The sequence below is a fragment of the Halomonas sp. PR-M31 genome (assembly GCF_001039575.1).
Classification (GTDB): domain Bacteria; phylum Pseudomonadota; class Gammaproteobacteria; order Pseudomonadales; family Halomonadaceae; genus Modicisalibacter.
Genome location: NZ_JIBT01000045.1, coordinates 24,019 through 39,190 on the forward strand (window position 1 = coordinate 24,019; position 15,172 = coordinate 39,190).

At 57.4% G+C, this 15,172-nt stretch carries 6 protein-coding genes, 1 other RNA gene and 3 pseudogenes; 7 read left to right on the plus strand and 3 right to left on the minus strand.

Translation table 11 applies throughout. The annotated features are described in order from the left end of the window. Positions 1 to 28: 28 nt before the first annotated feature. The gene (gene mscK, locus CH74_RS12810; RefSeq protein ID WP_053070760.1) at positions 29 to 3,349 is read left to right on the plus strand and encodes a mechanosensitive channel MscK; all 3,321 of its coding nucleotides are present in this window, start codon (positions 29 to 31) and stop codon (positions 3,347 to 3,349) included. 5 nt (positions 3,350 to 3,354) lie between these two features. On the opposite strand, the gene CH74_RS12815 is transcribed toward mscK, so the two are convergent. Next, the gene (locus CH74_RS12815) at positions 3,355 to 4,122 is read right to left on the minus strand and encodes a TlyA family RNA methyltransferase (protein ID WP_048307940.1); all 768 of its coding nucleotides are present in this window, start codon (positions 4,120 to 4,122) and stop codon (positions 3,355 to 3,357) included. A gap of 191 nt (positions 4,123 to 4,313) precedes the next feature. Here CH74_RS12815 and CH74_RS12820 point away from each other — a divergent pair, with 191 nt between their 5' ends. From CH74_RS12820 to CH74_RS12835, 4 genes are all read left to right on the plus strand, one after another. Then, complete coding sequence (locus CH74_RS12820) at positions 4,314 to 6,317, plus strand: cation:proton antiporter (protein WP_048307941.1); 2,004 nt, start codon at positions 4,314 to 4,316, stop codon at positions 6,315 to 6,317. Between the two features lie 139 nt (positions 6,318 to 6,456). Next, positions 6,457 to 7,437: a tripartite tricarboxylate transporter substrate binding protein gene (locus CH74_RS12825; protein ID WP_156181515.1), complete on the plus strand. Its 981-nt coding sequence runs from the start codon at positions 6,457 to 6,459 to the stop codon at positions 7,435 to 7,437. Continuing rightward, positions 7,437 to 7,889 carry a tripartite tricarboxylate transporter TctB family protein gene (locus tag CH74_RS12830; protein WP_048307943.1) on the plus strand — a complete coding sequence of 151 codons (453 nt, stop codon included), beginning with the start codon at positions 7,437 to 7,439 and terminating at the stop codon, positions 7,887 to 7,889. The genes CH74_RS12825 and CH74_RS12830 overlap by 1 nt, the downstream gene beginning before the upstream one ends. Further along, positions 7,889 to 9,403: a tripartite tricarboxylate transporter permease gene (locus CH74_RS12835; RefSeq protein WP_048307944.1), complete on the plus strand. Its 1,515-nt coding sequence runs from the start codon at positions 7,889 to 7,891 to the stop codon at positions 9,401 to 9,403. Before CH74_RS12830 ends, CH74_RS12835 begins: the two co-directional genes overlap by 1 nt. Before the next feature lie 69 nt (positions 9,404 to 9,472). Here the strand turns inward: CH74_RS12835 and CH74_RS12840 are convergent. Together CH74_RS12840 and CH74_RS12845 are read right to left on the minus strand one after the other, a co-directional pair. Beyond that, positions 9,473 to 11,484: pseudogene (locus CH74_RS12840) on the minus strand (hypothetical protein). A 31-nt stretch (positions 11,485 to 11,515) separates the two neighbouring features. Then, positions 11,516 to 12,738, minus strand: a pseudogene (locus CH74_RS12845) (acetyl-CoA carboxylase biotin carboxylase subunit family protein). A gap of 309 nt (positions 12,739 to 13,047) precedes the next feature. Between CH74_RS12845 and ffs the strand changes: the two are divergent. Beyond that, positions 13,048 to 13,144: signal recognition particle sRNA small type (gene ffs / locus CH74_RS18340), an RNA gene on the plus strand. Positions 13,145 to 13,266: 122 nt separating this feature from the next. After that, positions 13,267 to 15,170, plus strand: a pseudogene (locus CH74_RS12850) (DUF294 nucleotidyltransferase-like domain-containing protein). Positions 15,171 to 15,172: the final 2 nt, after the last annotated feature.

Sequence of the window (15,172 nt, forward strand, 5' to 3'; positions counted from 1 at the left end):
ACGCTCGCACTGAAAATGAGGATTAATAATGACGGCGGGGCAAAAGAAGAGGCGTTTCAAAACAGTCACGACTGTGCTGGCGTTGTTGCTGATGTGGACCGCGGCATGGGGTCAGGAAGCCCCGCCTGAGCGTGACGCAGTCTCTCAGAGTCTTGAAACACTAACGGCAATAGAGCAGCCGAATAGCGATCAACAAGACGAGATCGAAACCCTGCAACGCGTGCTCGATACGCTAAAGGACATAGAAAACATTCGTCAGGAGCGCAATGAGCTCGAGCAGCAAATCAATCGTGCCCCGGACGAAATGCAGCGCTTGGCGCGTGCCCTGCGTGACACGATGTCGAGTGAAACAATAAACGCCGAGACCCTGAAGTCTCTCGACATTCCTGAACTGGAAACACGAGTCGCCGATACTCTGAATCGATTGCAGTCGCTGCAGGATGATCTCGCCAAGACCAATTCACGCTTGATCGCCGCCCAGACGTTGCCCGAACGCGCTCAGGCAACGATCTCCCAGGCGCTTGAGGAAATAGAAGAAAAGCGTCTTGCACTTGGTGACTATAGCGGTGTCGGAAATTCGCCCGGGGTCTGGTTGTTGCAAGGCGAGTTGGCACTGGCGGAGAGCGAATTGGCGCTCAAGCGTCGCCAGTTGGCCGTCAATACGCGCCTGCTCGAACTGGCCAGTCGCCGGCGTGAAGTGCTGATCCGCAGGATCGATCAAATAGAAGATAATCTCACCCTAATGCAGGCCATCCTCGACCAGAAGCGCCGTGATCAACTTGCGGATACGCTGGGGGCGACGTCCGGTAACGAGCCCTCTCTTGCAGATGACAATTCGGTGGTGATCGATGCGCGATCCCGCAATCGTCAGATGAGCCTCGAGCTATTGCAGGTGATCGATCGCTATAACGATCTCAAACGTGAAGCCGTCAAGGTGCGCACTCAGCTCGATCGTGTACGCCAGGTACAGCGCACCCTTAAAGAGCAAATCGAGGCGGTGCGAGGCAGTCAACTGCTGTCGCGCATTCTGCGGGAGCAGCGCAGCTCTCTGCCTCAGGTCGATGCGGTCAAGGGTATTCAAGAACAGATCGCCGATATTCGACTCAAGCAGTTCGAGTTGAATCGGCTGCGAGATGGGTTGCGTGACGCGGAGCGACTTGCCCGTCAGCAGCTTGATGAAACCGGGGTTGAGTCGCCGCCTCAGGTGATCGATACCTTGACGAAATTGTATCAAGGGCGCAGCGAGCTGGTGGATCAGCTCGAGCGGGAATACGGTGAGCTGCTGACCACGGCCATCGACCTTCAGCTCAATCAGCAGCAGCTGCTCGAGATCAGTGCATCGCTGCGCATGACCATCGAAGAACAGCTGTTCTGGGTGGCAAGTCGACATCCACTTGATCTGACCTGGCTGCGCCAACTGCCGCAATCCTTGATGGCCCAGGTCAGCGGAGAAGGGTGGCGGCAGAAGCTGCATCACTTCTGGCAGAAGCCCGATTTGGCAGGACTGTGGGGGCTGCCATTGTTGCTACTTTCCATTGGTCTGCTGTTGCGACGTCGGCCTATCAAGGCACGCTTGCTGACGCTTCACGAACAGGTAGGACGGCTCAAGCGGGATACCCAGATGCATACCCCCAAGGCCATCATGCTCAATACCCTGATCGCCGCGCCTGGGCCTCTGGCGCTGGCCGCGATTGGTGTCTTCCTGAGCCATGGCGGGACAGGTATTGCAATCGCCTGGGGCGAGGCGCTGCTGCAGCTATCCCTGGCCTGGGCGGCAATCGCCCTGGTGCGTCGTCTGCTCGTGCGAGACGGCGTCACGGTGCGGCATTTTCATTGGCCCGCCGACTATGCCACGCGCTTGCGAAGCCTGCTGTGGTGGCTGGGTATCGCCCTGATTCCGGTGCTGTTGATCAGCTCCCTGGCGCAAGGCGACGGTCCAACCCTCGCCGAACGGCCGCTTTTTCTGTTGTTGATATTGGCGGGGTTGATTGCCATGAGCGTGCTGTTGGCGCGGCTCATTCTGGCCCATACACCCTATTTTGGCGTCAAGCTGTTTCGACTGCTGCTTGGGTTGGCGCTGTCCGGCACCACCCTGGTGCTGGCGGCTCTGATCGTGCTGGGTTATGAATACACCGCCTTGCAGCTGGTCAATCGCTTCGTCGCCAGCTTGTATATCTTCGGCCTGTGGATTCTGGTCGAGGCATCCGTGGTTCGTGGATTGGCAGTGGCGGCGCGGCGTCTGGCGTATCGGCGGGCAGTGGCGCGACGGCGTGCCCAAGTTCAGGAAGGCGCTGAAGGCGGACTCGAGGTCGTCGAAGAACCGCCCTTGGATCTAGAGCAGGTCAATCAGCAGTCTCTGCGCCTGTCCAAGCTGATCCTGTTTCTTGGGTTTTCCCTGGTGCTTTACGTTCTATGGTCGGATCTCCTGGCGGTGCTGGCTTATCTCGATAACGTAGGCATCTGGTCGATCACCCGGGGCGTCGGTGAAAGCTTGAGCGAAACCCCTATTACCGTTGCGGATCTGCTCACCGCACTGATTACCGTGGTATTGACCTCCGTCATGGCGCGTAACCTGCCAGGCCTGCTTGAAGTCATGGTGCTGTCGCGATTGTCTCTCAAGCCGGGCAGCGCCTATGCGATCACATCGCTGCTTTCCTACACCATCGTCGGGGTCGGTATCGTCACAGCCCTGGGTACGCTCGGGGTGTCCTGGAGCAAGCTGCAGTGGCTGGTAGCTGCCTTGGGTGTCGGTCTGGGTTTCGGTCTTCAGGAAATATTCGCCAACTTCATCTCGGGTCTCATCATTCTCTTCGAGCGACCGATACGCATCGGCGATACCATCACTCTGGGCAATCTACACGGGACGATCAGCCGCATCCGTATTCGCGCCACTACGATGACGGATTTCGACCGCAAGGAAATCATCATTCCCAACAAGACCTTCGTCACGGATCAGCTGATCAACTGGACGCTGTCGGACAACGTCACTCGGGTAGTGCTCAACTATGGCGTGGCTCATGGCTCAGACCTGGATACCGTGCACCGTCTACTGGCAGAGGCGGCAGCGGGGAACTCCCGAGTGCTCAAGGATCCGGAGCCACAGGTGCTATGCACAAGTTATGGCTCCACCGCCTTTAACTTTGAATTGCGCATCTTCGTCAACGATTTGACGGATCGGCTGTTCGCCGCGGACGAGATCAATCGGCGACTCGATACACTGTTTCGTGACAACGACATTCGGGTGGCTTTCAATCAGATGGATGTCTGGCTGCACGATGCACAAGGACGCACGAAGAACGTCATTTCCCAGGCGAAGGACAAGACGCTGGGCGAATCAGTGAGTAAATAAGGCAATCAACGGCGCCGGGCATGCAGCAGAAATTCACGATTGCCGTCGCCGCCGAGAATGGGGCTGTTGCGCCAGCCGAGCACCTCGAAGCCGTGTTCGTGGCAACAGGCGCGGATACGCTTCTCGACCTGGGTATAGCAGGCACTATCCCTGACGATACCGCGACTATTGACCCGGCCCGGGCCCACCTCGAACTGCGGCTTGACCAAAGAGAGCAGTTCGGCACCCTGATGTAGCATTCGACCCAGCTCGGGCAAGATCAGCGTCTGGGAAATGAAAGAGACGTCCATGACCGCCACGTCAATGCCAAGCGGAGCATGACGGTCGATGGCAGCAAGCAGTTGCGAATCGTCTGCCATGGCCCGGGCGTTGAGTCCTTCGAGGCAGGTCACACGAAGATCCTCGCGCAATCCAGGATCGAGCTGATCGTGGCCGACTTCGATGCCGATGACATGAGCCGCGCCGTGACTCAAGGCGCAGTCGGTAAACCCCCCGGTGGATTGGCCCACATCCAGCACCCTTTTACCTTCCAGTCGCAATGCCAGGGCGGCAAGCAATGCTTCCAGTTTCAGACCGGCTCGAGAGACATAGCGCTCTTCTTCATCGTCGGCGAGCGACAGGCGCGTATCTTCCGCAAGCTTTTCACCAGGCTTCGTCAACACTTTGTTTGGATCGCTTTCCAACGTCACCCGGCCATTGCGAATCAGACGTTGGGCTCGGGTTCGACTACGAGCGAGGCCACATGACACAAGCAGCTGGTCCAGGCGAAGCATGAGACGTCTCGGTGATAGATAAAGGGAGCGCCATTATAGCGGCCTCGAATGGCGTAGTGTATCGATCGCAGCTGACCAGTAGCAGACAAAATGAGATACTGATAAATAATTAGTTAGATAATTGGTAGGCTGCTGAATCTGCTGCTTCAATGGAATCGGTGGAAGCAGTCGAGAAAGTAGGGAAGAACAACATGCTTGATCATGCGCTGGTACAACTGCTGTTGTTACTGGGCGTTACCGTTTCGGTACTGCTGCTCTTTCAGCGGCTACGTATACCGACCAGTCTGGCCTATCTGCTGGTAGGAGTACTGCTGGGGTCCCATACCGCTGGGCCGGTGGTGGCCGATGAGCATATTCCCGTAATCGCCGAGTTCGGCATCGTATTTCTGCTTTTTACCATTGGCTTGAGCTTCTCACTGCCGCAGATCTATGCGCTACGTCACACTATTCTTGGACTTGGGACCGCCCAGGTTGCCTTGACCACCGCGGTGGTTGGCGCTCTGGCCTGGCTATTGGGACTGCCTGGGCCCGCGGCCTTCGTGGTGGGTGCCGTCTTTGCCCAGTCTTCCACTACTATCATCACTCGGCAATTGATGGAGCAGGGCGAAAGTCAGACTCGGCACGGCCGGCTGGGTACCACCATGTCGGTGTTTCAAGACATTACGGCGGTGCCCTTCGTCGTGGTCATACCCGTGCTTGGCGTGGCAGCGACCCATGAGATAGCGGGTGCCTTGGGCCTGGCACTGATCAAGGCGCTACTAGCTTTCGTGATCGTTCTGCTGGCAGGCCGATTCCTGTTCAGACCGCTGTTTAATCTGGTGGCGCAGCGGCGCTCCGCGGAGCTTTTCACGCTGACGGTGCTGTTCGTTTCGCTGATGGCAGCCTGGACGACCAAGACCTTGGGGCTTTCCATGGCCTTTGGTGCGTTTCTGGCCGGCATGGTGCTAGGTGACACCAAGTTTCGCTACCAGGTGGAGTCGACGATTCGACCCTTTCGCGACGTGCTGCTGGGGCTGTTCTTTGTCAGCATCGGCATGCTGGTGGAACCGGCGTTGATTCCAGACATCTGGAAAGAGGCGCTGCTCGGGGCATTGACGCTATTGAGTATCAAGCTGTTACTGGTGACCTTGATCGTGCGCGTTGCGGGGGTTGGTCTGCAGACCGCCTTTCGCACCGGGCTGTTGTTGGCAGTAGGAGGGGAGTTCGGCTTTGCGCTACTGGCCATCGGTCTCGAGAGAGCGGTAATCGATGAATTTCTTGCCCAGATCATGCTGACTTCGGTGCTGCTGTCGATGATTCTGGCGCCTTTCCTGATCCGCTACAATCAGCCGTTAGCGCTTCGGCTCTTTGGTGGTGCATCGATGAAACCGGCCGAGACCCAAGATATCGCGCTAACCGCGCGCCAAGGCAAAAGAACGGGACACGTGGTGATCTGTGGTTTTGGCCGTGCCGGTCAGACCGTCAGTCGTTTTCTGGAAAGTGAAAAGGTCCCCTATGTCGCGCTCGATCTGGATCCGTCGATCGTACGGCAAGCCCGACTGGCAGGACATACGGTTTTCTATGGCGATTCCTCCGATCCTGCCGTTCTGGAAAATGTCGGTTTGAAACAGGCGTCGCTACTGATCATAAGTCACGAGGATCGATCGGCTGCTCTGGCAACTCTGAGGCACGCTACGCAACTAAGGCCGAAACTGCCGGCGATAGTGCGTACGCGAGATCAGCAGCACGTGGAGGAGCTATCCAAGGCGGGGGCCAGCGAAGTGATCCCTGAGACGCTGGAGGCTAGCATGCTGCTGACCTCTCATGCGCTATTGGCCCTTGGAGTGCCGCTTTATCGAGTCACCCAGCACCTGCAGGAGCAGCGTGGCAGTCGCTACCGCATCCTGCGCGAGCTGTTCCGGGGAACCCTTGATGACATCAAGGAGGCGGCCGATGCGAACGCAGAGCAGCAGCGCCTACACTCTGTAGTGTTGCACCAAGACAGCCCTGTGCTAGGTAAGCGCCTGGAAGAACTGGGGATCGAGCAAGACAAGGTGTCCATCACGGCACTGGTGCGCAATGCACAGCGCGAGCTCAACCCGTCGGAGAATACTCGGGTACAGGCAGGCGACGTACTGGTTTTTCTAGGGGCTCGCGACGCACTTGCACAAGTAGAAACACGGCTGACTGGGGCCGGTATGCCGGATGCAGAATAGATCTCATTCGAACAAGGTAGCTCTTCGACCACGCGTAGAACGCGCAAGCGTGAATCAAAAATTGCAAGTCCCGACGATTCGCTGTTCACTTTAAATCTGTTGGTAGTTCGATGTTCAACATATCAAGGGAACAATAATGATGAAAACACCGATCAAGCTACTTGCCGCAGTGACGTTGACGCTGAGCAGCAGTATGGTCATGGCCTTCGAGCCTTCCGGCAAAGTGGAATGTCTGGCGCCTGCCGATCCGGGGGGTGGCTGGGACTTCACCTGTCGCAGCGTGGGCAAGGTGCTGGAGGATCTCGATCTGGTGCCGCGCAGCGTGCAGACCATCAACATGGCCGGTGCCGGTGGCGGTGTCGCCTATGCTCATACGGTCAGCAAGCGTGCCGGTGACGAGCAGCTGCTGGTGGCGGCTTCAACGGCTACGACTACCCGGCTGGCTCAAGGGCAGTTCCAGGGGCTGGATGCGGAGATGGTCAACTGGATCGGTGCGCTTGGAGCCGACTATGGGGTCATTGCGGTTTCCAAGGACTCCCAATACCAGGATTTACCCGCTCTGATGAATGCCTTGAAGGAAGACCCCCGGGCGGTGAAGTTTGCCGGTGGTAGCGCCAAGGGCGGCTGGGATCATCTCAAGGTGTTGATCGCGGCGCAGAAAGCCGGCGTCGAGAACCTGCCGCGCATTCCTTATTTGTCCTACAACAATGGCGGTGAGGCCATGACCCAGGTGGTGGGCGGCCATGTAGATGCGTTTACCGGCGACATCACCGAAGCTCAAGGCTTCATGGAATCCGGTGATCTAAAAGTATTGGCAGTACTTTCCGAAGAGCGCCTGCCCGGCGAGTTCTCCGATATTCCCACCGCCAAGGAGCAGGGTATCGATGCCATCGGGCCCAACTGGCGTGGTTTTTACATGCCGGCGGATATCTCCGACGACGCCAAGCAGTATTGGGTGGACGCCATGGATACCATCTATGAGAGCGGTGAGTGGAAGCAGGTCATGAAACAGAACGGCCTGATGCCTTTCCACATGAGTGCCGGCGAATTCGAGAGCTACGTTAAAAAACAGATCGATGATATCGAGGCGCTTTCCAAGGACATCGGGTTGATCCAGTAATGGCACTCAACGATCGCGTTTTCGGTGTGCTGATGCTCGTCCTGGCCGTAGCTTACGGCTGGGGCGCCACTCAGTTTCCAGAACCCTTTGGCGGGGCCGAGTCTGTCGGCCCGGAGACCTTTCCCACGGTGTTGGCCGTCGTGCTGGCATTGACCAGTCTGTATTTGATCGTCAAACCGGACCCGGATAATGCCTGGCCTTCGGGAAGCATCTGGCTAGAGCTGATCATTGCCGTCGTCGTGCTGATCGCCTATACGCTGCTGCTGCAGCCTTTGGGATTTGTCATCGCCACGACCCTGGCGGTAGGCACCCTGTGCTGGCGCATGGGCGCGAGTGTAGTGCGGGCTTATCTTACCGGGCTCATTGCGGGGGTGGTGGTATTCCTGCTGTTCACCTATGCCCTGGACCTGCCCTTGCCCTGGGGTCTGCTTGGCGTGCTGGAGACAAGCTGATGGAAACCCTCAATTACCTGATGGACGGATTCGGCGTCGCGCTACAGCCGCACAATTTGATGTTCGCGCTGCTGGGGGCGTTTCTTGGCACCCTGATCGGTGCCTTGCCCGGCCTGGGCCCGGCCAATGGGGTGGCGATTTTGATCCCCTTGGCGTTTACCCTGGGGTTGCAGCCGGAAACCGCCCTCATCATGCTGACGGCGGTCTATGCAGGGGCCATGTACGGCGGGCGTATCTCGTCGATTCTGCTCAACATTCCCGGCGATGAGCCGGCCATGATGACCTGCCTCGACGGCTACCCGATGGCGCAAAAGGGCAAGGCGGCGGAGGCTCTGGCCATTTCCGCCGTGGCCTCGTTCATGGGGAGCTTGATCGCCACCGTCGGTCTGATCCTTCTGGCACCGCTGTTGGCCAGGTTCGCGCTGACCTTCGGCGCGGCGGAGTACTTCGCCTTGTTCGTGCTGGCCTTTGCCACTTTGGGCGGTATTACCGGCAAGAACCCGGTCAAGACGATCATGGCGGCAGCCATTGGCCTGATGATTGCTACCGTGGGGATCGACAATACCGGCACCCAGCGCTACACCTTTGGCATTCTCGAGCTTTATGAAGGCATTGATTTCATCATTGCCATCGTCGGCCTGTTCGCCATTTCCGAGCTTTTGTTCTTCATCGAGGAGCGCGCCGGCGGCGGCAAGCCGGCCATGGTGGTCAACAAGCTCAAACTCTCCTGGCGAGACATCGTTGCCATACTGCCAACCTCTTTTCGGGGAGGCGTGCTCGGGTTCATCGCTGGGGTATTGCCCGGGGCGGGGGCATCCCTTGGCAGCTTCATCAGCTACACCCTGGAAAAGAAGATCCTGGGTAAGAAAGGCTATTTTGGCGAGGGCGACCCCCGCGGGGTGGCAGCGCCGGAAGCCGGCAACAACGGCGCTTCTTCCGGGGCCCTGGTGCCCATGCTGACCCTTGGCGTGCCGGGCAGCGGCACCACGGCGGTGCTGCTGGCGCTGTTGATCTCGTTGAACATCACCCCGGGCCCACTGATGTTCACACAGAATGCGGATATCGTCTGGGGCGTGATCGCCGCGCTGCTGATCGGTAACTTCTTGTTATTGCTTTTGAACATTCCCATGGTGGGCATTTTCGTCAAGCTGCTGTCGGTGCCGCCCATGTATCTGCTGCCTATCGTCACCATGGTGGCGTTCGTGGGTATCTACTCCATCAGCAACTCAGCGTTTGACCTTTATTTCATGGTCGCCTTTGGTGTGGGCGGTTATTTTTTGCGCAAGCTGGAGATACCTTTGGTGCCGATCATTCTGGGGCTGCTGCTGGGGCCTGAAATGGAGAAGAACCTGCGCCATGCCTTGGATATTGCCGACGGCGACTGGACGGTGCTGTGGAGCAGCGGTCTGGCGATTGGCCTATGGAGCGTGGCGATCGTTGGTTTGATCCTGCCCTATCTGGTGGGGCCGATACTTCGCCAGCGCATGAAGGGAAAAAGCGGCGTGGGGGATTGAGTTTCGGACGTGATATGCCCCTACTGGGATATCAGTAGGGGCATTCGAGTTAAGCAAGAAACACGGGATTCAAACCGAACCGCTTATAGCCTGCAAAGGATCAGTGGGTATCCGATTCTTGGCCCAGGTGCGATATATCATTTGAACCACTTCACGAACGTTGTGTTCATCGACGCCGCTTGGATCTCCAGGTTCGAGTGGATCGTAATGAAAGATATAAAGCCGAGAGAGAAACGCTTCGAAGGGCAGGGAAGACTCTCCGTAGCGCTCGCCGTTACCTGCGGTACTGACCACCACGCCGTCGCCCCAATCCTGACCGCTATCGTTGTTGGGATTGAAGAAGTACATGCGCATGACCTGTTGCGGGTCCAGGCTTACCCGCAAAAGTGAAATGGCATGCCAGCCGATGAAGCGCGCGGCGCTGTCGGTGACGGCAACACCGGCGGGTTGCGGATGAATCAGCGGTTGATTGCCATTGTAGTAAGGGTGATAGCAGGCATAGAAGTGGCGCAGAAAATCTTCCAGCTGAAACAGTTTGCCCGTCGCGACGTCCACGGCAATACGAAAACCGCGTCCCGCCCACCAGCCGTGAAACTCAGGATTGACCCAGCGATGAGGGTCCTCGTTTCGGGCCACACAGCGCCGTCCCATCTCGTTGTAGATACGATCCAGGTGCGGCACCACCAGAAGAGAGACCGGATCGAGGTCCATGGGCAGGGTCTTGGCGACACCTTCGAGGTTCTCACGAGAAGAGACCGGCTGGCCTTCGAAATGCATGATGATTTCATCGTCGCGAGTGGCCCAGACGATCATCTGTAGTAGATAGTCCGGATCGTTGTAGGCCCACATTGACAAGGCCCGCGCCGATTGGCAAGTGGGGTTGTTACCCTGACCGACCCCAAGCGGCTGGCCGAGCATGCACAGCACGCCTTCCATCAGTCGCGCACTGGGGGAGGGCGTGGCGCCGAAGGCAATGGTCAGGCGTTGCTGGGAATAGGGTGACAGCTCGAGCGCCACCTGACGCCACAGCGCCGGCGCTACCGGCGGCTGATAAAGGATGCCTCGCTCGAGCATCAATGCCAGCCCGTAGATGGCCTGGCTGGTTTCCGGGTGTACCGCCAGGTCGATCATGGCGTGTGCCAATGCTCGATAACACAGCAGGCAGTCACGCCCCGTACTGGAAAGCCCGAGGCTTCGGCCAGCGTATGATCGCTTATGGTCAGCAAATGGCGCAGAAGCACCGCGTGATAGGGCGAGACCAGGCCGGTATCGTGCATTGCCCGAGCAAACCCGGTGGCTTCATATTGCAGGGCCGCCGCATCCATGCCCTCCAGACGCTGTTGATAAACATCCAGTCCAGGATCTTCGCGACAGCCGTTGGTGGTGCCGAACAGGCTACTGATCAAACGATCCGCCCCTTGACCGCTGATACCCAATTCAATGTCCGGATTAACACGACAAGAGGCAATCTGAAGAATCATCTGCTTGACGGAATCGACCTGAATCGGGCGCTGTTGCAACATGCGCCAGATTTCATCCACCAGCCGATCGACGATGTATTCATAGCCAATGCCTTCGACCAGGTAATTGAGCAGTCGTCGCGTCAACAGCGCCAAACTACCCTGTTGCGTACGCTCCGCTTCACTGGGCGCGGTGAACAGCAATTCAAGATTGAGCGCCAGCACTTGAGTCAGATAGTGATGGGCCTGCTCGGTGGAAATGGACGGGTGCTGGTAAGTCCCTCTTGCCACTGCCAGCAGACGTATTTCACTCAATGTTTCCATCAGCACTACGTCGCTTGATGCCGAACGCAGTGAATACTTGGTAAGACTCGGCTGCAGGATTTGCGGCTGGGACCAGTCGGAGCCGTTGAAGATACCCGCTGCCTCGATCAGAGAGCTGCGCTGCTCGATGGCCTCCGGGCCTCCCTCGAGCATCATTATTTTACGCAGCGCTATCAGCACCCGATTGGTTTTGGTGGCTTTGGCATAATCCGGCGTTCGGGCAAGGATTTCGATTGCCTCATCCAGATTCGCCAGCAACCTTTGCAGGTTGCCGGCGTTTTCTCCTTGATTAGTCAAGCAAGCTCCTTGGCATGCTGATTCTGTCTGCTCATACGTAGAAATCGAGCTCTTCCTGATGCTTCAACAAGTCGCGCATCGTATGGGGGTCGTCGCCGAAGAAATAGACCAGGCCCCAGTGTGTGCCAAAGGCGGTGCGCTTGGTCACGGTCTCTTCCAGCGGGGCCGTCAATTCATGAGATTCAAAATACTCATGCTGTTCGGTTTCCTCGGGAATTTCGAGTTTGCTGACTACACGGCGACGCGGATAGACCCCGAAGCAGCCTGCATGGCCCTTGGCATTCACCACTTCCTTGGGAAAGAAATTCGTGATTTCTTCCTCCGTGGTCTTAGGATCGAAGGACAGTACTAGCCCCTGATAGGCGTTGAAGCCATAGGCCCGTTCGAGCAGCTCGAAAACCTTGAAGCCCGGTGGGCGATAGGCGACTTCGCCGAAATACATCTCGCCGTCGCTGGTGACGAAGTACTCGGGGTGAATGAAGCCGAATTCGATATCGAAGGTCTTGATCAGTTTTTCGATCTGACGAGTGATCGCTTCTCGGTACTTTTCAAGTTCCGGGGTAGCGGGAACGAAGACGGAATAGCCCAGCGTCACATATTCCGAGATGTTCAAGAAGCGAATCTTGCCGTCATGTATCCAAGCCTCGACGGCGAATTCCCAGCCATCCAGGTGGCTCTCCATCAATACCGGAAACTCCTCCTCGGGGATTGTGTCGATCTCATCCGGGGTGCGGATGACCCGATGGCCCAGGCAGCCCGCTTTATCGAAAGCCTTCAAGTGGATGGGATCGTTGGGGTCACCATCGAGTTTGAGCAGGGTCTGGTTGACGCGCTTGAGAAAACGGATGACATCGGACTTGTCATGGGCCTCCTCGAAGATGCCTACTCGGATGCCGCCAAGCTGAGCGCGTCGCTTCATCAGCGCCTTATCCCGTAGCAGCAACGCCTGACCATACAGCCTGGGATTGTCCATCAGCACCGAGTTGATGGCGCCGGCCCATTCCACGGTTCTTCGAAAAGCGGAATGGCGACATCGACCCCCATGTCATTGAGGGTTTCAGCAATTTCCATGGAGCGATCATTAAGACGTTCGAAATTCCAGGCAAGATAAGGAATGTCATGTTCCTTGCAGTAATCTTCCGCCCAGTCCGGTGCCACGATGACGTAGCGCCGATCAAAGCGATCCAGAGCCTCGATGGCATTCAGGCTCCAGCCAAGCATCGCAACGTAACCCTTGTCAGGATTCTTTTCCATGAACAGTCCCCTTGTTCGTTGTTGTGCATGCAGCAGCCAAGCCGTTGCATGTCATGAAACCTAGTACTTCTCGTCTCATCCTTGGTAAGCATAGCAGCCAATGGAGCCAATAAAACCGTGGACTTTTGTCGTGCTGGGGTAATCATGGGTTATCTCGGCGCAATGATCGCCATGGACAAGCATTCAACCTTGATGACGGGCCAGGCCGCTGGTATATTGCGGGCTCGCTGAACAAGCCCCTTGAAGTTCAGGAGCTTGCCTTCGAGTCGTTGAGCGCTGTGCTGCGCCCAACGATTCTGCGGTGGCCCTCGTCGGTCCTCCCGCAACGCTAAACTGCGAACCCCGCCAGGCCCGGAAGGGAGCAACGGTAGTGGTGGCTGCGTGTGCCGGGATGTGGCTGATGGGGGCCGCCTCCATCTTAAAAGCTGTCTTGCCTCATTCTTCCTTTCACAGCTGCCGTCTTTCCTTGACCCGACAGTTCATCCTTTTGACAATTCCTGGATCGACCAATGACCTGGATGTCTGCCCATGAATACCGAATTGCTGGAAATCCGCGACCATCTCGGGCGATTCGCGCCTTTTGATCGCCTGTCAGATGAGTTACTCGATGCGGTAGCGAGCGAGGTTCAGGTCAGCTATTACCGGGCCGATACCGACATACTGGTCCGGGATCAGGAAACCCACGAGCTGTGCTACATCCGCAGTGGGGCCGTGGAGATGTATCGTCGTAGCGGCAGTCTTTACAACCGCCTGAGCGAAGGTGACATCTTCGGCTACTCCGATCTGTTGCGTCATCGAGGCGTTCAATTTCCGGTCCGGGCAATCGAAGACACGCTGATCTACTTCATCCCCGAAGCCTTGTTCGAGCGTCTTTGCGAGGAAAACGACGATTTCGCCGACTTCGTCGAGGAGGGCGGATCGGCACTGAAAACCACCGTGGAGCAGCAGCGTCGCAACAGCGACATGATGACGTCCCGGGTACGCAAGCTGATTCGGCGCTATCCCACCATGGTCGAGCCTCATCGACGCTTCAGGAAACGGCTCGACGCATGCGCGATGAGTCGGCAACCGCGGTGCTGGTGCTGAGCTTTCCCGATGAAGATCATTCACGGCAATTCACGCTGGCGGACGGTCAACACTGGAAGCTGGCGGGCATCCTGACGGATCGCGACTTCTGTACCCGGGTGCTGGCCGCCGGTGTGACCCCGGACACCCCGGTAACCGAGGTGATGTCCAAGAATCCCATCACCATTCAGTCCGAGGAATCCCTGTACGAAGCCATGCTGTGCATGTTGCGCAACAACGTGCACCATCTGCCGGTGCTACATCGTCGCCGGCCGATCGGTGTATTGCACTTGTCCGATATCGTGCGCTACGAGACCCATAGCAGCCTCTATCTGGTCAACAACATCTTTCATCAGTCCGACGTCGCTGGACTCAAGCGTCTGAGCGTCGAGGTGCGTTCCGCCTTCGTGCAGCTGGTATCGGAAGGAGCGGATTCCCAGATGATCGGCCGTGCCTTGTCCAGCATAGGTCGCAGCTTCACCCGGCGCTTGATCGAACTCGCCCAGGAAGAGCTGGGGCCCGCGCCGATCCCTTTTTGTTTCATGGCCCTGGGCTCCATGGCCCGGGATGAACAGGCCATCGTCACGGATCAGGACAATGCGCTGGTGCTGAGTGACGATTTCGTGTCCGCGGAGCACGACGGCTATTTTCTGAAGCTTGCCACCTTCGTCAGCGATGGCCTGGCAGCCTGCGGATACAGCTATTGCAAGGGCGACATCATGGCCACCAATTCTCGTTGGCGGCAGCCCTTGTCTGTCTGGAAAGAGTATTTTTCGACCTGGATCGAGCAGCCCAATCCCGAACGTCTGCTCGACAGCTCGATCTTCTTCGATCTGGACGGGGTGTATGGCGAGGAAGTATTCGTCGAACAGCTACAGGATCTGGTTGCAAGCAAGGCATCTCAAAGCCCGTTGTTTCTTGCCGCCATGGCCCGTAATGCCTGCAATCGCACGCCGCCGTTGGGCTTTTTTCGTACTTTCGTGATGGAAAAGGATGGCAAGCAGGACAACACCATCAATCTCAAGCGGCGGGGCACTGCGCCCTTCGTGGATCTGGTGCGGGTACATGCCCTGGCCTGCGGCTCGAACGCCCAGAACACCTTCAACCGGCTTGAGGCGATCAATGCAGCCCGAATACTGCCGGAAGGCGGCAGCGCAAGACTCGGTCATGCGCTCGAGTTCATTTCCATGGTGCGTCTGCGTCATCAGGTAAAGGATATAGAGGCAGGTCAGGAGCCGGACAACAGCATTGAGCCGGAGAGCATATCCAGTCGTGATCGGCACTATCTCAAGGCGGCTTTTGAAACCCTGAGTCATGCTCAAAAATTCATCAAGTTTCGCTACCCGATACCCACGAAGGGCCGTTGAAC